The 20536-nt window shown below is 59.0% G+C and carries 20 protein-coding genes and 3 pseudogenes; 15 read left to right on the top strand and 8 right to left on the bottom strand.

The genetic code is table 11. The features are described from left to right. Nucleotides 1-500: 500 nt before the first annotated feature. Genes P775_RS06265 through P775_RS06290 form a run of 6 tightly spaced genes read right to left on the bottom strand, consistent with a single transcriptional unit; the run spans nt 501 to nt 5754 of the window. The gene (locus P775_RS06265) at nt 501-1427 is read right to left on the bottom strand and encodes an isoaspartyl peptidase/L-asparaginase family protein (RefSeq protein WP_099910185.1); all 927 of its coding nucleotides are present in this window, start codon (nt 1425-1427) and stop codon (nt 501-503) included. Beyond that, nucleotides 1424-2323: a polysaccharide deacetylase family protein gene (locus P775_RS06270; RefSeq protein WP_099910186.1), complete on the bottom strand. Its 900-nt coding sequence runs from the start codon at nt 2321-2323 to the stop codon at nt 1424-1426. Before P775_RS06270 ends, P775_RS06265 begins: the two co-directional genes overlap by 4 nt. Beyond that, nucleotides 2320-3063, bottom strand: coding sequence for an SDR family NAD(P)-dependent oxidoreductase (locus tag P775_RS06275; protein ID WP_099910187.1), 744 nt, complete (start codon nt 3061-3063; stop codon nt 2320-2322). The genes P775_RS06270 and P775_RS06275 overlap by 4 nt, the downstream gene beginning before the upstream one ends. Beyond that, entirely contained in the window at nt 3060-4070 is a 1011-nt protein-coding gene (locus tag P775_RS06280; RefSeq protein ID WP_218967637.1) for a ketopantoate reductase family protein, read from the bottom strand. Before P775_RS06280 ends, P775_RS06275 begins: the two co-directional genes overlap by 4 nt. Then, nucleotides 4067-4768, bottom strand: coding sequence for a creatininase family protein (locus tag P775_RS06285; protein WP_099910188.1), 702 nt, complete (start codon nt 4766-4768; stop codon nt 4067-4069). The genes P775_RS06280 and P775_RS06285 overlap by 4 nt, the downstream gene beginning before the upstream one ends. Next, nucleotides 4765-5754: a GntR family transcriptional regulator gene (locus tag P775_RS06290; RefSeq protein WP_245875594.1), complete on the bottom strand. Its 990-nt coding sequence runs from the start codon at nt 5752-5754 to the stop codon at nt 4765-4767. The genes P775_RS06285 and P775_RS06290 overlap by 4 nt, the downstream gene beginning before the upstream one ends. A gap of 166 nt (nt 5755-5920) precedes the next feature. Here P775_RS06290 and P775_RS06295 point away from each other — a divergent pair, with 166 nt between their 5' ends. From P775_RS06295 to P775_RS06340, 10 genes and pseudogenes are all read left to right on the top strand, one after another. After that, nucleotides 5921-7486: an ABC transporter substrate-binding protein gene (locus P775_RS06295; protein ID WP_099910190.1), complete on the top strand. Its 1566-nt coding sequence runs from the start codon at nt 5921-5923 to the stop codon at nt 7484-7486. Nucleotides 7487-7570: 84 nt separating this feature from the next. Beyond that, nucleotides 7571-8545: an ABC transporter permease gene (locus tag P775_RS06300; protein WP_099910201.1), complete on the top strand. Its 975-nt coding sequence runs from the start codon at nt 7571-7573 to the stop codon at nt 8543-8545. Beyond that, on the top strand, nt 8545-9477 hold the full coding sequence (locus tag P775_RS06305) for an ABC transporter permease (protein WP_099910191.1): 933 nt from the start codon (nt 8545-8547) through the stop codon (nt 9475-9477). Before P775_RS06300 ends, P775_RS06305 begins: the two co-directional genes overlap by 1 nt. Next, nucleotides 9474-10442, top strand: a complete 969-nt coding sequence (locus P775_RS06310) for an ABC transporter ATP-binding protein (protein WP_099910192.1) — start codon at nt 9474-9476, stop codon at nt 10440-10442. The genes P775_RS06305 and P775_RS06310 overlap by 4 nt, the downstream gene beginning before the upstream one ends. Continuing rightward, nucleotides 10439-11455 carry an ABC transporter ATP-binding protein gene (locus tag P775_RS06315; protein ID WP_099910193.1) on the top strand — a complete coding sequence of 339 codons (1017 nt, stop codon included), beginning with the start codon at nt 10439-10441 and terminating at the stop codon, nt 11453-11455. Before P775_RS06310 ends, P775_RS06315 begins: the two co-directional genes overlap by 4 nt. Continuing rightward, nucleotides 11452-12939, top strand: coding sequence for a gluzincin family metallopeptidase (locus P775_RS06320; RefSeq protein WP_099910194.1), 1488 nt, complete (start codon nt 11452-11454; stop codon nt 12937-12939). Before P775_RS06315 ends, P775_RS06320 begins: the two co-directional genes overlap by 4 nt. Continuing rightward, nucleotides 12876-13089, top strand: a pseudogene (locus P775_RS06325) (hypothetical protein); the annotation flags it as partial. The gene P775_RS06320 and the pseudogene P775_RS06325, both read left to right, overlap by 64 nt. Nucleotides 13090-13117: 28 nt before the next feature. After that, nucleotides 13118-13567 carry an ATP-binding cassette domain-containing protein gene (locus P775_RS29755; protein WP_425439887.1) on the top strand — a complete coding sequence of 150 codons (450 nt, stop codon included), beginning with the start codon at nt 13118-13120 and terminating at the stop codon, nt 13565-13567. Between the two features lie 32 nt (nt 13568-13599). Beyond that, entirely contained in the window at nt 13600-14829 is a 1230-nt protein-coding gene (gene fmdA / locus P775_RS06335; protein ID WP_099910195.1) for a formamidase, read from the top strand. A 56-nt stretch (nt 14830-14885) separates the two neighbouring features. After that, a complete protein-coding gene (locus P775_RS06340; RefSeq protein ID WP_099910196.1) occupies nt 14886-15218 on the top strand; it encodes an FmdB family zinc ribbon protein in 333 nt (110 codons plus the stop codon). Nucleotides 15219-15315: 97 nt separating this feature from the next. On the opposite strand, the pseudogene P775_RS06345 reads toward P775_RS06340, so the two are convergent. Next, a pseudogene (locus tag P775_RS06345) lies at nt 15316-16325 on the bottom strand (IS5 family transposase); the annotation flags it as partial. 377 nt (nt 16326-16702) lie between these two features. Beyond that, a pseudogene (locus P775_RS06350) lies at nt 16703-17207 on the bottom strand (IS5 family transposase); the annotation flags it as partial. 343 nt (nt 17208-17550) lie between these two features. On the opposite strand from P775_RS06350, the gene P775_RS27950 reads away from it, so the two are divergent. The 5 genes from P775_RS27950 (at nt 17551) to P775_RS27510 (ending at nt 20510) form a co-directional block, all read left to right on the top strand. Further along, entirely contained in the window at nt 17551-18093 is a 543-nt protein-coding gene (locus P775_RS27950) for a hypothetical protein (protein WP_180287350.1), read from the top strand. Further along, a complete protein-coding gene (locus tag P775_RS06355) occupies nt 18090-18902 on the top strand; it encodes an EndoS/ChiA family endoglycosidase (RefSeq protein WP_180287351.1) in 813 nt (270 codons plus the stop codon). Before P775_RS27950 ends, P775_RS06355 begins: the two co-directional genes overlap by 4 nt. A 13-nt stretch (nt 18903-18915) precedes the next feature. Continuing rightward, nucleotides 18916-19899 (top strand): lipase family protein, encoded by a 984-nt coding sequence (locus tag P775_RS06360; protein ID WP_180287352.1) that lies wholly within the window; start codon nt 18916-18918, stop codon nt 19897-19899. A gap of 294 nt (nt 19900-20193) precedes the next feature. After that, nucleotides 20194-20346 carry a transposase gene (locus P775_RS29760; RefSeq protein WP_425439889.1) on the top strand — a complete coding sequence of 51 codons (153 nt, stop codon included), beginning with the start codon at nt 20194-20196 and terminating at the stop codon, nt 20344-20346. Continuing rightward, on the top strand, nt 20313-20510 hold the full coding sequence (locus tag P775_RS27510) for a hypothetical protein (RefSeq protein WP_143520833.1): 198 nt from the start codon (nt 20313-20315) through the stop codon (nt 20508-20510). Before P775_RS29760 ends, P775_RS27510 begins: the two co-directional genes overlap by 34 nt. The last annotated feature ends 26 nt before the right edge of the window (nt 20511-20536 follow it).

Genomic DNA, 20536 nt, shown 5'->3' on the forward strand with positions numbered 1-20536 from the left:
AGATTTCTGACACTCCATTACGAAACTGCAAACCTGTTCCGCGCCATCCGCCACAAGATGACCGCAACCTCCTACTGCCAGAACTGTACCAACGCGTTCTATTGCTGGAGCAAATGCGCCGCCGCATTGGTCGCCTGAACAGTAGCCGACGGATATACACTGGGACGGATAAAATAACCTGACAATCCCCCAGTTGCCTAACATGAAGCATTAAAGCATCTCGATCCACTTATATGCGGTTCGATGTCGAGATGAATTGGTGACACAAATTTTCCTGCAGGGGGGCAGGTCGCGGATATTTAGATACGCATCGTGATTCTGAACGGACACACAACACGTGGCAACCCTGTCACAAAATCCGTGGGATGAATGCGTGTGGGAAGGGTAATTCCAGACACCAATCGATTTGAGTGACAGAGCCCAGTTGTGCCATCGGGCCTTGGTCAGATCGCCAATGGCCGACGGCTTGGTCCCTGCGCAATGATTTGCACGCATTGAGGCTAAGGTGCGTGGATGGCTGTGCGGGCCTCTTCTCCGCTGCGCACCCAGCCTCGGTACATGCCCTCGCAATTAAAGGGCAGGGAAAGGTTGCCGTCCCTGTCCACTGCAATGACGCCGCCAGATCCGTCGTGGTCGGCTAGGTCCTTCATCACCACATGCTGTGCGGCCTGTTCCAGCGTCTCGCCGGCATGGCGCATCCGTGCCGCAATTTCGCACGCAGCGGTCCAGCGGATGAATATCTCTCCGTGGCCGGTGCCAGAGACGGCGCAGGTTGCATCATCGGCAAAGGTGCCTGCCCCGATCATCGGGGTATCGCCGACGCGCCCGGGCGCCTTGCCTGTCATCCCGCCGGTCGAGGTTGCCGCAGCAAGGTGGCCGTTGCAGTCGCATGCCACGGCGCCCACGGTTCCGTGCCGCAAGGCCGGATCATCCGCTACTTCGCCACGTGCCCGCAGCGCGAGCATTTCCTGAAGCGCGTCCCAGCGGGACTGCGTGAAAAAATAGTTGGTGTCAGCGAAGGCAAGCCCGGTGTCGCGCGCCAGTTGCAACGCATTGGGACCTATGAGGCAGACATGATCGGTCTTTTCCATCACGGCACGTGCAAGACGGATGGGATTGCGCGGGCCAAATATTCCCGCGACAGAGCCAGCGCGGCGATCGCGGCCATCCATGACGGCGGCGTCCATTTCCTGAACGCCCGCGCTGGTGAAGACTGCGCCGCGTCCCGCGTTGAACAGCGGTTCATCCTCAAGCACGCAGACCGATGCTATGACGGCGTCAAGTGCGCTGCCGCCGTCGCGCAGGATCGTCTCGCCCGCTGTGACCGCACGGGCAAGCGCCTCATGATAGGCCGCTGACTTTGCGGGGGTCAGGGAGGATTTCAGAATGGTACCGGCACCGCCGTGGATGGCAAGGGCATAGGTCATCGTGGTCCCTTCAGTTGTGCCTGGTCCGCGCAGTATTGCGCTATTTCTGCATGGGTCGCGATCCAGGCATCGCCTGTGGCACGAATATGCGACAGCAGCTCGTCAAGTATAAAGATGCGAGAACGATAGCCCGTTACATGTGGGTGCATGGTGAGCAAAAACAGCCCGCCTTCGTCGCGCGCGCCGTCAAATTCGCGTCGAAAGATGTCCAGAACTGCCTCTGGCGGGGTATAGGGGCGCTGCGCGCCGTGGCGGTTCATCATGAAATAGACCGCATCGTCGCGGATCCATTCAACAGGCAGCTCCACGATACCTGTGGGCTGGCCACGATCCAGGATCTCGTAGGGGTCGTCATCCGAAAAGAGAGAGCTGTCGTAAAGCAGATCCATCTCGCGCGCGATGGACAAAGTGGCGTCGCTGTAATCCCAGGACGGGGTGCGCATGCCTACAGGACGGATGCCGGTCAACCGCTCCAGCATGTCAGAGGCCCGCAGCATCAGGTCGCGTTCCACGGCTGGGGGCACTTGCGTGTTGCGTTCGTGGATCCAGCCGTGCAGCCCGATCTCGTGCCCCTCGTCTGCCAGCATGCGCTGTTCTTCGGGGTGCAGCAGGGCGGACACGGCGGGGACGAAAAAGCTGGCCTTGGCACTGTGCTTGTCCAGAACGTGCCTGATGCGCGGGATGCCCCGGCGCGCGCCGTATTCCCCCCAGCTGAGCCGGGCGAGACTGGTCGCGCCGTCGCGCAATTCATTGGTTTCGTGATCGCTGTCAAAGCTGAGCGCCACGGCGCAGCGGGCACCGTTCGGCCAGCTTTGTGGCAGAAGGTTGCGCCCGGCGCGGACCTGTTCGACGCGGGTGCGCCAGGTGGATTCGTCCCAGTCATGTGGTTCGCTCATGCGTGTCCTCCGTCAACGCTTAGAATCTGGCCAGTGATCCAGCCGGCGCGTTCGCTGGCCAGAAAGGTGACTGCATCTGCTATGTCCTGCGGATCGCCAAGGCGGCGCATATGGGTTGCCTCAACAATCTGTTTCTGCCGCTCGGGTCCGAAGGCATCCCACTGTTTGCGGCTGGACGGGTTGGACAGCACAAACCCCGGCGCAACCGAATTTACAGTGATCCCAAAGGGGCCAAGTTCCAGCGCAAGCTGTTTCGTCAGCCCCACCAGCGCGTGTTTCGCCGCGGCGTAGGCCTGAATGCCGGTGAGGGTGGGGCGCAGCCCCGCGCCGGAAGAAATGGTGATGATCCGCCCTGATTTCTGCGCCTTCAGATGGGGCGCTGCGGCCTGCGCGCACCACATCGCGGCATGCACATTGGCTGCAAAGATGGCCTGCCAGTCGGCGGTGTCGATCTGCTCGATCGGGCGACCCACCTGACCGCGCACGCCGCCGGCGGCAGTGACAAGACCGTCAATGCATCCGTGTGTCTGTGTGATCTGGGCGAAAACCTCGGCCACCGCGGCACGATCCCCCAGGTCGGCGGTGTGAAGCGTGGCGGGCAGACCGCTCATGCCTTCTGCGTCGATGTCGATGGCAGCCACGGTCGCCCCGGAAGCGCAAAGCTGGTGAACGATGGATGCGCCGATTCCCTGGGCGGCGCCCGTGACTGCAAAGGTCTTGCCGCTCAGATCCAGGTTCATGCTGACACCAGAAGGCCGGGCAGATCGGAGGATTGCGAACGACTGCCATCCTCGATCTGGTGGATCAGCGCGACCATGCGGGCGAGTGTCGGCATTGGCAGGCCATGCGGCTGCGCGATCTCAAGCATCACGCCCATTTGCGCGTCAACCTCGGTCTTGCGTTTGCGCACGGCCAGATCGCGCCAGATCCCGGAATGGGTCTTTGCGGTCTTGCTGTTATGCGCAACCATTTGTGCGAGAGAGGCGTCCATGCCAGCCTTATCTCCGGCCAGGAAGGCTGCGGGGTCAAAGCCGTTGAAGCCCAGCGGGGATACGCCTTCGGCGGCAGCAAGGCGCATCACCTCTTGACCCAGCGCGCAATAGGCATCGCGGTGTTCGGGGCGCGCCATGGCGTCCGACATGCTGTCCGGGGTTAGCGCGGTGCAAAACAGCAGCGCGCCATATCCCATCTTCCCCCAGAGATAGCCCCAGATATTCTCTGTCAGCACCGCATTGGGTTCGACCAGCGACAGCAGTGCATGGATGTGGCGCACGCGGTCTGTCGTCTTGCCGTCAAGTTCCCCCACGGCGACGGCCGCGCGGTTGCCATAGAGGATCCGGCCAGGTTCCAGCCAGTCAGCGCCGAAATTGACGAAACAGCCCACGGTGCGGTTTGTCCCGATCCGCTCTGCTATGACACGTTCGTTCAGCCCGTTCTGTGCCGATACTATGTAGCCATCCGGCGCAAGATGCGACAGGCACATATCCAGTGCCGCGTCTGTATGATGGGCTTTCACGGCCAGAATGATGCAGTCGAACTGGCCGTGAAGCTCATCGGGTGTCGAAGCAGGCAGCACTTGGGTGAACGCATCGACCGGGCCTTCGATCTGCAACCCGGGTCCGCGTATGGCGATCACGTGATCCGTGACCACATCGACCATGTGCACCGCATGACCCGCGCGGGCCAGCGTGGCGCCGATGACCCCGCCGATGGCCCCGGCACCCCAGATAAGGATCGGAGTGTTCACGCCCAGTCGCCTTCGAGCAGGGCACGCGTTTCCGCGACAGCGGTTTCCCACAGTCGGTCGGTCACCTCATCTGGCTTTTGATAGACCCCGCCATAATTGCCGTCGCCGATCAGTTCGCGCACGCCTTCAGCGTTGCGGTCACGCAGGCGGTCGAACGGCACAAACGGCTTTTGCGCGGTGGGCATTTCGCGTCCCGGAAGGCGCGTCCAAGGGAAATTCTCCATCCAGCTGGCATGGCTGGCCACAGGGTCGATCTGTTGCACGGCCTCCCATGTTTTCGGGGCGCGCCACCAATCGTGGAACCGGCACCGGGCGCCGTCATGCGCCTCCATCCATTCGGCGGTGACGGGTTGCACCGGACTGTTGCCGCCGTGGCCATTGACGATCAGGATCCGGCGGAACCCGGTAGCGTAGAGACTGTCGAGGATGTCGCGCACAACGCTTGCATAGGTCGTGAGCTTGAGCGAAACCGTACCCGGAAAGCCCATGAAATAAGGGGTCAGCCCATAGGGCACGGCAGGAAAGACCGGGATGCCCAAAGGTGCGGCGGCGTCGGCCGCGACCTTTTCGGACAAGATCGAGTCAACCGAAAGCGACAAATAGGCGTGTTGTTCTGTCGATCCAAGTGGCAGGACGGCGCGATCATCGGTCTTGAGGTATTCCTCGACGTCAAACCAGTTGGAGTCTGATATTTTCATTCGGTGATATCCTTTTGACGGGGCAGGGGGCGGCGGGCGGCGGTGACGGCTGGCAACAGTTCTGACCGGATCGCCTGTGGGTCTGGGGTGTGACGGTATTCAAATGCAATCTGGCCGGGTCGTAGCCGTTCCCGCAGATAATCGGCACCGGTTGCATAGATCAGAACCTCGGCCGACGCGATGCGCGCATCTTCGTCCGGATCGTCGCGCAGAACCATAGTGAGATCCGGCACATGGGGCGCGAAGCGCTTGATTCCTGCCTTCATGATCGGCGCAAAACCGGGGAAATAGGAATAAGCCGCCACTTTCGCTTCGGGGGGGATGGTGGCCAGCGCGATGCGCGTTGCCTCGTTCGGGATAAGGGTCAGGCCGATCAGTGTGGCATGGGGCGCGATTTCGCGCAGGCGCGGCAAAAGGGTGCGGGGTGCTATGATCATGTCGATACCCTGCGGTAGGCCGTGTTCGATCTGATCCAGAGTTATCGCAGTCACGGTATCGCCCTCGGCAAGGTGAGCGCGGATGTCGGCGGCGTAGGATTCGGTGGCGTCATGAAAATTGCCGACCATCAGAAGATGCGCGGCCTGCGGGGGACAAGACTGGACCATGGACATCCGCAACGCCAGATCTGAGGGCCCCATGCCGCAGGACTGCCCCAGCCGGATCAGATCGGCAATCGCGGCATCGACGCGCAAAAGAGTGTCACGGGGCGTGAGATTCGCAGAGGCACCCACAAAGGTGCCCGAGCCGGCACGCCCTTCTATATGGCCTGCGGATTGCAGGGCGGCATAGACAGATGACACGGTCACCGGCGAGATGCCGAGGTGTTTTCCCAAGGCACGGACCGAGGGCAGTTTCTGACCCGCAGCTATGTCGCCGGACGCGATGCCGAACTCCAGCGCACCGCGCAACTGGGCCGACACGGATACGTTTGCTTGCGGGTCTATGGCGCTGATGATGCGTTCAATCGCAGGGTCCAATTGTGCCACGTCCTTTAAGTCCTGTTACACTTATCAGTAACGCTATGCCTTTTTATGGAGCATATAAAGCAAAGATTACCCCGTCTACAGCCTTTGGCGCCACAAAATTTCTTGACGCTTTGTAAATGCGCCTCTTACTGTATCAAAACATAATAACACTATCAGGGAGTCGAAAATGACCAGGACGCTTTTGAAATCCGCTGTCGCAGCGGTTGCGCTTTTGGTGGCCATGCCCGCCACAGCGCAGGATTTGACCATCGGGTTGCGGGCTGGTCCCGACTCTATTGATCCGCATTGGTCGACCCTTGGCAGTCAAGCCGAAGCCCTGCGCCATGTCTATGACACCGTTGTTGATGTTGATGAGACATTGCAGCTCAAGCCCGGTCTGGCGCTGAGCTGGGACGCGGTGGATGACACGACATGGGAGTTCAAGCTGCGCGAGGGCGTGACCTTCCATGACGGCACGCCCTTTACAGCCGAAGATGTCAAATTCTCGATCGAGCGTATCCCCGAAGTCACCGGCCCGATGTCGATGACGCTCTATACCAAATTCGTGGACAGCGTCGAAGTGGTCGATGACTATACTTTGCGCGTAAAGACAAAGGGCAAGGCCCCGTCGCTGCCCAACGACTTTACCCGTCTGTTCGTCGTGCCTTCGGAAACCGGCATGGAGGCCCGCAACGAAGAGTTCAACTCGGGTGAAAAGGCGATCGGCACCGGCCCTTACAAGTTCGTCTCTTGGCAGCCCAAAGGTGACATGGTGCTGGAACGGTTCGATGACTACTGGGGCGATAAGCCCGCCTGGGAAACCGTGACCCGCAAGGAGATTCCGGATGATGCCGCCCGCGTGGCGGCGCTTAAATCTGGGCAGGTGGATCTTATCAACTATGTTCCGGCCACCGATTACCTGTCGATGAAGAACGACAGTGATTTGGAAACGTTTGTTGCCGATTCAATCTACATCTTGAACATCGCCCCCAATGTGAAGGATGAAGAGCCGCAGCCGATCACCCTGAACGGTGAACCCGTTGACGGAAATCCGCTGCAGGATCTGCGCGTACGCAAAGCGCTGGATCTGGCCATCAACCGCGACGTGCTGGTCAATATCGTGCTTGAAGGGCTGGGAACCCCTGCCAATCAGCTGATGCCTGAAGGATTCTTTGGCTATTCCGACGCGCTTGGCGTGCGCCCCTACGATATCGAGCAGGCCAAGGCCCTGTTGGCCGAAGCGGGCTATCCCGATGGGTTCGAAATTGACTTTACCTGCACCAACAACCGCGTTCCAGGCGATGCCGTGGTCTGCGAGGCGCTGGCACAGATGTGGTCGCGACTGGGTCTGAAGGTGAATGCCCAGGCTTTGAACGGCACAGTCTTCTTCCCCGCCGCCGCGCGCGAGGAATACACCATGACCATGTCCGCATGGGGCACCCTGACGGGTGAGGCTGCTTATACCTATGGCGCTTTGGTGCACACCAAGGATGCCGAGAAAGGCTTTGGCAACTTCAACCGCACTGGGTACTCCAATGCAGAGTTCGACACGGTATTTGGTGAAGGCACCCAGACCCTGGACGCCGATGCGCGCGAGAAGCTCTATGAAGATGCGTCTGTGATTGCCATGGAAGACCGCGCGCTGATCCCGACCGTGATTCTGCAAAGCGTCTGGGCCTCAAAGGCCGGTACGCTCGACTTTGCGCCGCGCACGGATCAGGAAACCCGTGCCTATGAAATCACGCCAGAGTAATCCGGCCACTGGCCGCGCCCTTTCAGACAGGGCGCGGCCGCCTTGCGCCCCGGTGCGCATTCCCAACGTTACTTCGGAGGCATGATGTTTGGCTTTCTTGCGCAACGCCTGTTTCAGGCGATTATCGTTGTTTTTGCCATGTCGATCATCGTCTTCGTCGGTGTCTATGCCATTGGCAACCCCATCGACGTCCTGATCGATCCGGGCGCCACCGCCGAAATTCGCGATAACCTGATCCGGCAATACGGTCTGGACCAACCGCTGTGGCGTCAATATCTGACGTTCCTTGGCAATGTCGCCCAAGGCGACCTTGGCAAATCCATGGTCTATAACATCTCGGTGGTCGATCTGGTGTTTTCGCGGCTGCCGGCCACGTTAGAGTTGGTTCTGGTTTCGGTTGTCATCGCCACGGTGATCGGAATTCCGGCAGGCCTTTATGCCGGTTACCGCCCGAACGGGATCGCCGCCAAAGCGATCATGGCGCTTTCGGTGCTGGGCTTTTCCGTGCCGACCTTCTGGATCGGCATGCTGTTGATCATGCTGTTTGCGGTCAATCTGGGCTGGCTGCCGTCGGGCGGGCGTGGTGAGGTTGGCACGATTTTCGGTATCCCCACGTCGCTGGCCACCGCAAACGGCTGGAGCCATGTGATCATGCCCGCGATCAACCTATCGCTTTTCAAGATGGGTCTGCTGATCCGCCTGTCGCGGGCCGGTATGGTCGAGGCGATGAACACCGATTACGTCAAATTCGCCCGTGCACAGGGTCTGCCCGATGGTCAGATCGTCTTTCGCCATATTCTGCGCAACATCTCGATACCGATTGTTACAGTCTTTGGTCTGGAACTGGGGTCCACGCTGGCCTTTGCCGTGGTCACTGAAAGTGTCTTTACCTGGCCCGGAGTGGGCAAGCTGATCATCGATTCCATCCTGCAGCTCGATCGCCCGGTGATGGTGTCCTACCTGATCATGGTCGTGATCCTGTTCGTGCAGATCAACCTGAGCGTCGATATCGTTTACGCCCGCCTTGACCCGCGAGTGCGGCTGAAAGGGGGCAAATGATGCCTGGCATTGTGCATGACAACGTTCTGACCGTGCCATCGGCCCCGCCGATTGAGACGCGCATCACACGCCTGCGCAACTTCTGGTCCGACTATTGCCGTTCGCCCATCGCCGTCGTCGCGTTGGTCGTGATCCTTGTGCTGCTTTTCGTATCTTTCGGCGCGCCGCTTGTCTCACCACAGGATCCCTATGACATGGCAGCGCTGGACTGGCTGGATGCCTTTCTGCGCCCGGGCGACATCGGGTCAGGTGGCTATGTTCATATCCTTGGCACCGACAATGCCGGTCGCGATATGCTGTCGGCCATCTTTTATGGCTTGCAGACCAGCTTTATCATCGGGCTGAGCGCCGGGGCGCTGGCGCTGCTGATCGGTGTCACAATCGGGCTGTGCGCCGCCTATTTCCGCGGCTGGGTCGAAACGGTCTTGATGCGTATTGTCGATCTGCAACTGTCGATGCCTGCGATCCTTCTGGCGCTGGTGCTGGTCGCGGTGCTGGGGCAGGGCGTGCCGCAGATCATCGGCGCGCTGGTCGTTGCGCAATACGCCTATTTCGCGCGCACCACGCATGGTGCCGCCACCGTCGAGCGCGGTAAGGATTACATCGAGGCGGCGCAATCAACCCCACTGCCCACCTCGCGCGTGCTGTTCGCACATCTTCTGCCCAACGTCCTGCCGCCACTGATCGTCGTGGCAACGGTGCAGGTCGCCAGCGCCATCGCGCTGGAGGCAACGCTCAGCTTTCTGGGTGTGGGCCTGCCACTGACCGAACCCTCGCTTGGCTCTCTGATCTCGAATGGGTTCAAATACATTCACTCAGACCGCTACTGGCTGTCGATCTATCCGGGGGTCTTCCTTATGGTCACCGTCGTCGCCATCAACCTGGTCGGCGATCAGGTCCGCACTGTCCTGGACCCAAGGAACGCCCGATGATCCCTGCGCTGGAGGTTCGTGGCCTGACCACGCGTTTTGCCACCCGCAAGGGGTATGTGACTGCAGTCAACAACGTCAGCTTTTCGGTTGCACCGGGGCGGATCATGGGCCTTGTGGGGGAAAGTGGATCCGGCAAGAGTGTCACCGCATTTTCCATCATGGGCCTGATTGACGCCCCGGGCGAGATTTCTGCCGGATCTGTGCGGATCGAAGGCGAGGATATGCGCCAAATGACACCTGAAGCGCAGCGCAAAATGCGCGGGCGGCGTGTGTCGATGGTGTTTCAGGATCCGATGATGACGCTGAATCCTGTTCTGCGCGTTGGCGATCAGATGGCCATGGCTGTACAGGTGCATGATCGCGTGTCGAAAAAGGCTGCCTGGGAGCGGGCGCGTGACGCGCTTGACATCGTTGGCATCCCGGCGCCGACTGAACGGTTGCAGGCCTATCCCCATCAGCTGTCTGGTGGTATGCGCCAGCGCGTGGCCATCGCAACAGCCTTGCTGCATCGTCCGGCGGTCATCCTTGCAGATGAGCCGACGACGGCGCTGGATGTGTCGATACAGGGTCAGATCCTGGCAGAGGTGCGCCGTCTGGCCGATGACACCGGCACCGCCATTGTCTGGGTCACCCATGATCTGGCGGTTGTGAGCTCTCTCGCTGATGACATTTGCGTCATGTATGCCGGGTGCATCGTTGAACGCGGCACTGCCGATCAGGTGATCAACCACCCGTGTCATCCGTACACCCACGGGCTGATCCAGTCGGTTCCATCTCTGCACGAACCGGGGCGCAAGCTGCCGCAGATTCCGGGGTCGACGCCGCAGCTGTCGCAACTTCCCTCTGGATGCGCCTTTCGCAATCGTTGCGCCCATGCAACCGACCTTTGCCGCACCGATCCTCCCGATGCGGCGCGGGGAGAGCGGCGTGTCCTGTGCCATCACCCGCTGGAGGAAGAGGCATGAGCGAGCCCCTGCTGAAGATCGACCACGTGTCGAAACGCTTTACCCGCGACCTTGGCCTGATTCAGCGCGGCCTGGCGCGGCTGACCGGTGGGCGCGGTGTAGAGACGGTGCATGCGCTGACGGATGTGAACCTGTCGGTCCAGCGGGGCGAGGTTTTGGGCATCGTCGGGGAATCCGGTTGCGGCAAGTCCACCCTTGGGCGCATCGCATCGGGCATCTATGCCGCAACTGAGGGCAGTGTGACGCTGGACGGGCAGCCCGTGGCGCAGGAACGCGGCGGACGGACACAAAAGCTGACCACCAAGGTGCAGATGATCCATCAGGACCCGTTCGCCAGCCTGAATCCGCGCATGAAAGTGGGTGAGACGATTGGCGAAGGCCCGCGCCTGAACCATCTGGCTAAGGCTCCTGAGGTGCGTGCGCGCACCAGAGAGTTGTTGGAACAGGTCGGGCTTGAGGCCACCTATGTGGATCGCTATCCGCACCAGTTTTCGGGCGGTCAGCGGCAGCGCATCGCCATCGCCCGCGCGCTGGCGATGAATCCTGAAGTTCTGGTACTGGACGAGGCGGTTGCTTCGCTCGACGTGTCCATTCAGGCGCAGGTGCTGAATGTCTTTACCGATCTGCGCCGCGACCTGGGTCTGACAGCTTTGTTCATCAGCCATGACCTGTCTGTGGTACGCCATGTCTGTGACCGTGTGGCGATCATGTATCTGGGACGTGTGGTCGAGCTGGCGGATGCCAGCGTGCTCTATGACAAGCCGCTGCATCCCTACACGGAGGCGCTGTTCGCCTCTGTCCCCACGCTGGGCACCGGGCGCGCGCGGTTCAATCCCATCAAGGGCGAAATCCCGTCACCGCTGAATCCTCCATCTGGATGCGCCTTCCATCCGCGCTGTCCGCTGGCAGGCCCGCGATGCCGCGCCGAGGTGCCGAGACTGAGGGGTACAACTGTCGGACGTGATGTAGCTTGTCACCTTCACGACGGCGGAACAGGAGTTGAAGCCGCATGAGCGATACGCTGCAGAAATTGATCGGCCCCATCAACGATGTGCTCTGCGCTGTAAACGCGCTTGAATGGGACGCTCGGGTGATGATGCCACGCGGAGGAGCAGAAACGCGGGGCCATCAGATTGCAACGCTCAAAGGGTTGGCGCGGGGAATGATCCTAGATCCGGCCCTGCGTGACGCCGCGCTCGAGGCCGCCGAAAGCAGCGATGATCTGACCGCACGCGCCGGTGCCACCGTCCTTGATGCCCAGAGTTATCATTCCCGCATGCCCGCGGATCTGTTGCGCCGCCGCGCTGAAGGCAGTGCGCTTGCCGGAGCGGTATGGGCCGAGGCGCGCGCAGCGTCCGATTTCAAGATGTTCCAGCCTTATCTTGAACGTATGGTAGATCTTTGTCGGGAAACGGCCGAGGCCGTCGGCTATGATGCGCATCCCTACGACGCCATGGTGAACGTGTTCGAACCGGGTGAGACAGCCGCCTCCTTGGATGCGTATTTTAACGAATTGCGGGACGGCATCAGGCCTCTTCTGGATCAGGCTCTTGGCCGACCACCCCCACGAACCGATTTTCTCTATCGTCACTTCCAGCCCGAGATCCAGAAGGTCTTCGCACATGAAATTGCTGAATGGCTGGGCTACGACTTTACCCGCGGGCGGCTGGACACGGCCGTGCATCCCTTCGAGATCAGCCAGACCAGCGGTGATGTTCGCATTACCTCGCGCTGGCGGGCCGATTATCTGCCGATGTCGATCTTCGGCACCATTCACGAGGTCGGCCATGCGCTCTATGAACAGGGCGCGGGTTCCGAGCTCACGAGGGGAGTCCACGCCACTGATCTGATAGGGCTTTACGCCGTGGCGGGCACCAGCTTCGGCATGCACGAAAGCCAGTCGCGACTTCTTGAAAATCATGTGGGACGGACGCCCGCATTCTGGCGGGTGCACTTCGGGCGGCTTCGTGACCTGTTTCCGGAGCAACTCGGCGATGTGACCGAGAACGAATTTGTCGCCGCAGTTAACCGGGTGGAGCCTGGTTTCATCCGGGTCGAGGCAGATGAACTGACCTATGATCTCCACATCATGCTGCGCGTTAGATTGGAAATGGCCTTGATGGAGGGCAGCCTTTCGGTCGCCGACCTGCCTGCGGCCTGGAACGAGGCCATCCAAGCCGATCTGGGGCTCAAGGTGCCAAGCGATGCGATGGGGTGCCTGCAGGACGTGCACTGGTCGCATGGGTATATGGGATCTTTTCCGACTTATACGATCGGGAATGCGACGGCGGCGCAGGTCCTGAAGCATCTGCGTCAGACCGGTTCTGAGGCGGATGCATCGGATCCCGCTCTGCTGCGCGCTGCACTGGGGCAGGGTATCTGGCGGCATGGCCGGTCTCGCAGCAGAACCGAATTGCTGGTTTCATTGGATCAATGCAAGCACGACACTGCGCCCTACCTCGCGTATCTCGCAGCCAAGTTTCACAGCCTCGCCTGAAGGGCTTCCAGTTCCCTCGGTCCATCAGCTGTTATGCCATCTGGGGCGTACCATCGGTTTGGCCCGAGCCTGCGCGATCTCGACGATCTTTTGGCCGAACGGGGCGTAATCCACTCGTATGAAAGCATCAGGGTGTGGTGTCAGCGGTTCTGAACGCAGATAGCGGCCAATAGCCTATGTGCCGCAGGGGCGGATGATCTTTTCGTCGATGACGGTGCAGGAAAACATTGAAACCGGCCTTACCGTCACCGGAACCAGCAAGGTGCCAGGCGACATCTACGAGCTGTTTCCTGTCCTGCTTGAGATGAGGTCACGCCGCGGTGGCAACCTGTCGGGCGGACAGCAGCAGCAGCTCGCGATTGCGCGGGCACTGGCCTCCAACCCCAAGGTCCTTTTGTTGGACGAACCGACCGAGGGCATACAGCCGTCGATCATCCGCGACATGGCACGCACCCTGCGCAAGATCCGCGATCAGAAGGGGCTGACCATCGTCGTGTCCGAACAGGTGCTCAGCTTTGCACTGGATGTGGCGGACCGGGTCATCGTGATCGAGAACGGCACCTTTGTGCATGACGCCCCCCGCGCCGGGCTGGACGAGGCAACAGTGTCTAAATTCCTATCCGTTTGAATTTCTTACCAACCAGAAAGAAAGGACATTCCATGACTGATACGTTGATTTCGGTGGACCTGAGCGAGAGCCCGCACACCAATGAAAACGTGCACAACCGCTGGCATCCCGACATCCCCATCAATGTCTGGGTCGAACCCGGCGACGATTTCCGGATCGAAACATACGACTGGACCGGCGGACAGATCAAGAATGACGACGACGCGTCAGACGTGCGGGACGTAGAACTTCAGCAAGTACACTACCTCTCTGGCCCCATAGGGGTCAAGGGCGCGCAGCCCGGGGACCTTCTGGTGGTCGAGATCCTGGATATCGGCGCGGTCGAAGAGATGAACTGGGGTTTCAACGGCTTATTTTCCAAGAAGAATGGCGGCGGGTTCCTCACGGATCATTTCCCGCAGGCCCAAAAATCTATCTGGGATTTCGACGGCATGTTCACCAAATCGCGCCACGTGCCAGGTGTGAAATATGCAGGTCTCATCCACCCGGGCCTGATCGGCCGCCTGCCGGACCGTGCGATGCTGGACATGTGGAACACCCGCGAAAGCAAACTGGTCGCGACCAACCCCAATCGGGTGCCACCCCTCGCCGAACTTCCGAATACCCAGAGCGCGCACATGGGCGCCATGAAGGGCGACGCCCGCGAAAAGGCCGCGATGGAGGCCGCGCGCACCGTGCCGCCGCGCGAACATGGCGGCAATTGCGACATCAAGGACCTCAGCCGCGGCTGCAAGATCTACTTCCCGGTCTATGTGGACGGCGCCGGCCTTTCGATGGGCGATCTGCACTTCAGCCAGGGTGATGGCGAGATCACATTTTGCGGTGCGATCGAGATGGCGGGCTGGCTGCACATCAAGGTCGAGGTGATCAAGGACGGGATGGCCAAGTATGGAGTGAAGAACCCAATCTTCAAGCCCTCACAGATCAAACCGGTCTATGACGACTACTTGATCTTCGAAGGCATTTCGGTGGATGAGACGGGCGCACAGCATTACCTCGACGTGAACGTGGCCTATCGTCAGGCTTGCCTGAATGCCATCGAGTACCTCAAGAAGTTTGGCTACACTGGCGCGCAGGCTTATTCAATCCTCGGAACCGCGCCGATCCAGGGCCATATTTCAGGTGTCGTGGACATTCCAAACGCCTGCGCCACGCTGTGGCTGCCAAATGACATCTTTGAATGGGACATGATGCCGAACGCCAACGGCCCGACCAAATACCTCGACGGCTCGGTCGACATGCCGATGGCGCCGGATCTGTAAATCCTTTGGCGGTCCCGAAACGGGTCCGCCAGTCTTTTGATACAGGAGCCTGTGACATGCCCTTTTACGACTACTGGTGCGGCGACTGCGGACCCTTCACCGCCTTTGCATCGCTTGCAAATTTCGCTGAGCCCTCCGACTGCCCCCACTACGAACAACACGCTCCGCGCGTTCTGATTACCGCCCCGCGCATCGCCGGGATGAATTCCGAGCGTCGTACCGCGTTCGAGACCAACGAACGCAGTGCCGACAGCCCCAAACGCTCCTCGGCGCACGGGCCGGGGTGCGGCTGCTGTTCGTCGGGTGCCAAGGTCAGCTCGAAAACTCTGGTGCGCCCCGACGGATCAAAAAGCTTCCCGAGCAAGCGACCTTGGATGATTTCGCACTGACGAATTGGCAATACTCCCATTTTTCAACGGTTTCGGTCGTAGAGGCGTTGTTGCGCAATTCACGCTTGAGGCATGACAGCCCCTTTCCCCATTGGGCTCACGCCACGCGAACGATTTCGGCGGTGCCGAGTGCCTTAAAGCGATTGATGAGTGCGACGCGGATCTGGATTGCGGCGGCTTGGCGGTCCGGGTCTCTTGCGGCTCTGCGTTCGCCGAAGGCCTTTAGACACCGCATCTTCGCCTTAATGCGGCTTCGGAACTTGTATCCGGTCCAGCGCTTCCAGAACGCCAGTCCATAGCGTCGAGGGGCGTGCAGGATTTGGTTTCGTGTTCGGGCTGCTGGACAGGCTTCCTTCCAAGACCGACCATTCTTGCGGATCGGGATGATCGCTGTGGCTTGGCGGTCTATGATGGCGGTGTGGCAGCGGCGCTTATCATAAGTGCCATCAGCGGTCACCGTGCCTATCTCTTCGCTTTCGGGGATTTGACCGAGCAGCTCTGGCAAGACCGGGCTGTCGCCGTCGCTGCTGGGGGTGAATTCTACCGCCCGGATGTCCGAGGTGGTGGTATCCATTGCCGGATGCACCTTGGGCCATCTGCGTCGGCCCTGAACGCCGTGCTTTCGGGCCTGCCACTCGCCATCACCGAGAAATTGATCCCGGTGCTGTCCCTTGCTCGACAGTTCATCGCGTAGCAATGTCCAGAGAGGGGACGAGCAGGTTCAAGGGGCCAACGGCGCAGCGATACGGAATCTGGACGCCCAACGTCTTCTGCCGTCGGCACAAGGTGGTGTAGTCGGCCACAGCCCAGTTCAGGTCAGCCATCTTCAGCAGGCTGGCCACCATCCCTGTTGTGTGCCGGAGCGGCAGCTTGAACTTGCCCGGGGCTCCACCCTTTCAGGGCGGAATTGGTCCCCGGACCAATTCCGGGACGCCCTTCACCCTTGATCGCCAGGCAAAACTGGATTGCATCATCCGAGAACACCGCAGGCCGGCCGGGGCTGCCGTCAGGCTGTGCGAGCCAGGTCATGTCCTTGCCCAACCACCCTCTCACGCATGCGTGCGATGCCGGGCAACGGATCAGCAGGGAGCCGCGCGGGCGCGCGGCTCACATGACCCAAAAGTCAGGGCAGGGGATCGGCGCGGGCTCTGGCCCGCGCTCACCCCCACCCCCACCCCCACCCTGGCATTTTTCATGAGTTGGTCCGCCCAACAGACCTGCCCCCGAAAGTCAAAAGACAAGCGCCGCTGCGCGTCGTCTCCGACAGGGGCCGTGTCCTCGGCCCAAGGCCTGCGGGCCGCCCCCCCTGTCTGCGATCCTTTGACTGTCCGTGTCAGGCCCGTGGGTCGGGCTTCGCCCTCCCCCCTCTATTCCGCCGAAAACATGGTTTTCGCCAGATCAGATTGGGGAGGCCAAGCCCAACGGCGGAAGGAGGGCACCAAGCTCCACCCTCAGCAGCAACACGAAAGGAAAGCCCTCGCAACGCTGCCCGTGATCTCGACGGCTCTGATTTCCAGTGTTCGCTCATCGATACCAATGTGGATTTTGCGCCAGACACTTTGTTTTGGGCCGCAATGCTTGCGGGCGTTCCACTCGCCTTCCCCTTTCGACCTTGATGCCGGTGCTGTCGATCAGAAGATGTAGCGGGCCTTTCGAGCCGCGATACGGGATGTTGACCTCAAGCATCCTCTGCCGTCGGCAGGTGGTGCTGAAGTCAGGCACGGGCCAGTCCAGACCCGTCTGTCGCAGAAGACTTTCCACAAACCCAGTCGTCTGGCGAAGCGCCATCCCGAAAAGCACTTTCATGGTCAAGCAAGTCTGGATCGCGGCATCACTGAAGGTCCGCGGTCTGCCCCTCTTTCCGGAAGGTTCGGCATCCCAGTCCATCTCGGGGTCGAACCAGATCGTCAGTGACCTGCGGCGCTTCAGCGCCGCATTATAACCATCCCAGTTCGTCGTCTTGTAGGTCGGTGATGTCGGTTTGCTCATGCGGGCCAGCTACCACACTGGCTTCACGACATGAATCCCTCCTGAATTTGTGCACCACAGCCGAGCGAAAGCAGTAATCGCAGTGGTTTCACTGAATTAATCTTTCACAATTTTGGTGCGAAAAATCTTATCAACCACAGCACATTGATTCAAGATATATACGATCCCACTGATATTAATATATTACTGGACATATAAAATGAATAATTTTTTATGATTTTGTACGACTTTTTTCTGTTGACAGTTCGTAAGTCTAATCTGAAATTAGAGATAAAGAATACTCAAAAAATTCTTCGAATCGACACTTACAATTTAGCCCCTTTACTCATTCTTGGAGACAGCAATGGCTTATATTTCGTCTTGTGAGATTCTCGCACAAAACCTCGTTCCAACACAGATTATTCCATCGGGCCCGCAGAATCCGTTTCTTGTTCAAGGATATTTCGTGCAAATGTCTTTGGTCTCTGGGAATTCAGTCAATTTCAACCTAATTTTCAATGAAACGACTGACTTTACGCAAGGGCTGGGCCAGAGGGCGCTTCAGGCACAAATGATTGATGCAAAAGGTAATGTTGGAATATATTCGCAGTTTTTTGCATCGACCGGGCGTGGATTTCTTGGACAAACGATTTTTGCAGGCCAAACCCTGATCTATGGCGTGCAATGTATTCCCGGACTTGTCGGAGCAGATTTAGATGCAACGCTTCTGCCGCAAGCTGGAACTGGATGGCGCGGCACCGTGCGATTGGAAGGCGCACCCAGCGGTTCCATTATTGCCACCGCAACCCAGAGACTTGTCTATTATACTGGACCCAATCCGCTCAAAGATTCTGTGATCACGGCATCGGTCTATGGTGTTCCCGCTGCCAGCGGAACCTTAATATGACTACCGCAAATCAAACGATAAGGGCTTTTTGGCTCGGCTATGTGCCGTCTGGTGGTCAGGATCAAGGTCCACTGCTTGGCGCGACGCCCAGCAATGTTGACACTGTCGCGTTGGCGTTCTCCAACCTTTTTCCCGGCAACGTTACTTGCAACGGTTTTTTGCAAAAATCTAATAGTGAGGACAAGATCAGGGCTGGAATCGCTGACATACGGGCAAATAGTCCAGACACCAAGATCATTTTGTCCCTCATCGGCACCCCGTCTCCCATTGATGTGGGCTGGAATGACGGGATCACCGATCCGGCAGCATTTGCAAGCTGGCTTGCCTATGTTGCAAACGACTGGGGACTGGATGGGTTTGACATCGACAATGAGGATTTGAATTCCAACCCAGGCCAGCCCTTCGTAGACACGGTGAAAGCCATGCGCAAAGCGATGCCGAACAAAATCCTGACGCTGGACACCTATATTTTTAACCGCGACAAAGATGTGATCGCCGAGCTTAATGAGGAGCTGACCGGCATCAGCACGATGGCCTATTTCCGCGAACTGGACGCCATGAAAGAGCTTGTGGAAGAATATGCTGCGGTGATTCCGCCGGGAAAAATCTGGATCGGCGTCAAATCGGACAAAGTTGGGCCGATCACTCAGGGGACGTCCTTGAAGGATACCGAAGAACTCGCAGCATGGAACCCAAGCGCGGGCCCAAAAGGCGGAATGATGCTTTGGAACCTGTCGGCGGATGTCAACTCCGTCACCGGAGAACCTGATGGCGCCTGGCTCAAGGCAATTGAAAAAGGTCTGTCTTGAAAGGGCAACGTACATGTCGGGTTCCCCCATAGATGACGCCACTTTAATGACCTTTGCGGGTATAGCATATGGTGCCGTCGAAAACATCCCACGGTATGTTCAGGAGTCGCCGCAAATATCAACGGATTGGGCCGTTGTCTGGACTCCGGCTGAAGACGAAAACCCGGACAATCTGGCCTATATAGCTTTGGATCAATCCAGCGGAATGGCTGTTTTGGCGATCCGGGGAACCTATCCAAATCCGTTTTCTCCAATCTATTGGGAGAATGGCCAACAAGACAGCCCGTTCGGTCCAATGCAGGCCTGGCCGGGCGGTGGAAACGCTAAAATTTCAAATGGGACAAACACAGGTTTCAGCAATCTGATTGCGCTAGTGGGCGCAAACGGTTTGACGATAGAAGAGACAGTTGCGAAACTTCCTCAAGATGTTGTTCTTTGTGTCACTGGGCACAGCCTTGGAGGGACTTTGGCGCCAGTTCTGGCGCTCAAACTTTCCAAAAACGACCCTTCTCGATCCATCAACATCACTAGTTTCGCCGGTCTGACACCGGGAAATAAAGCATTTGCAGAGCTGTTTGCATCTGACACTCCGCTCAGCGGCAAGGTTCGACGCATCTACAACACATTGGATTCGGTCAGCTACGGCTGGAATAACGTTTTGGCGACGCGCAATTTCTTTTTTCCAAATCCACAAGGCGGATTCCTCGTGAAGATTTTCTTGTTGCTTGCATGGTTGCGGTTGAAACTTGGCGGATACAATTACGCAGCAATAGGTCAGTCTGAGCAGTTAACAGGCCAGGTTCAGGATCCAAGCAAGACTGGCCCCATCGCCTATGTCTTGGAAACCCTGCATCAGCATATGCCCGATACCTATCTGAGTATTCTTGGAGCGCCACCCCTGCCGTTCTCGATTCTGTTCGGAAACGTTACTGTTGACAAAGGGCATGCCAAGGAGCGTACACCTAAAAGATCAACTGTTCCTGTTTTCCACACTTAGCCAGGATAATATTCTGTATGGCATTTTATGCGCATGTATGCATTCCAAAAACCACCCAGACCGTGTGGAAACGTAAGCGCAACGCCGCCCTCCTTCTGCCATTTCTGATCTGATCCGGCCATTCTGCGCGCATGTACGTGGCGGAGGGTTTGGATTTTGGAAATAGACGGCAAAATGGGCGTCCATTTGGACGGCTCAAGAATTGACGGGGTTTCCGGCTGAACGTGATCGAGGCTCCCAGCGGTCGACGTCAGCGCAGTGAGGCTGAGCGGGCGGATCGGTGCAGAACGCATGATGCCCGGGGTGACAGTAGCGGATGTCGCGCGACAGCATGGCACGACGCGCTCGCAGGTTTACGATTGGCGCAAGAAGTTGCTGACGGGGCAACTGGTGGTGCCTGAAGGCTTTGTGGTGTGGCTTTGCCAGCCTTCGCCGAAGTGGTGGTGAATGACACTGCGACGACAGCGCCGCCGGCTGCCACCAAGTCGGACCTTGAAATCGTAGTGGGCGACGGCGTGATCCGGGCGGGTGCCGATGAGGGTCAATTGACGCGGGCCATCCGCGCGGTGCGGGCTGCTGCTGACGTTGCCCCCAACTTTTATCCAGCGTGAGCGAGACTCCGGGTTTGAGTTTTGCC

This window comes from Puniceibacterium antarcticum (assembly GCF_002760615.1).
GTDB classification, from domain to species: Bacteria; Pseudomonadota; Alphaproteobacteria; order Rhodobacterales; family Rhodobacteraceae; genus Puniceibacterium; species Puniceibacterium antarcticum.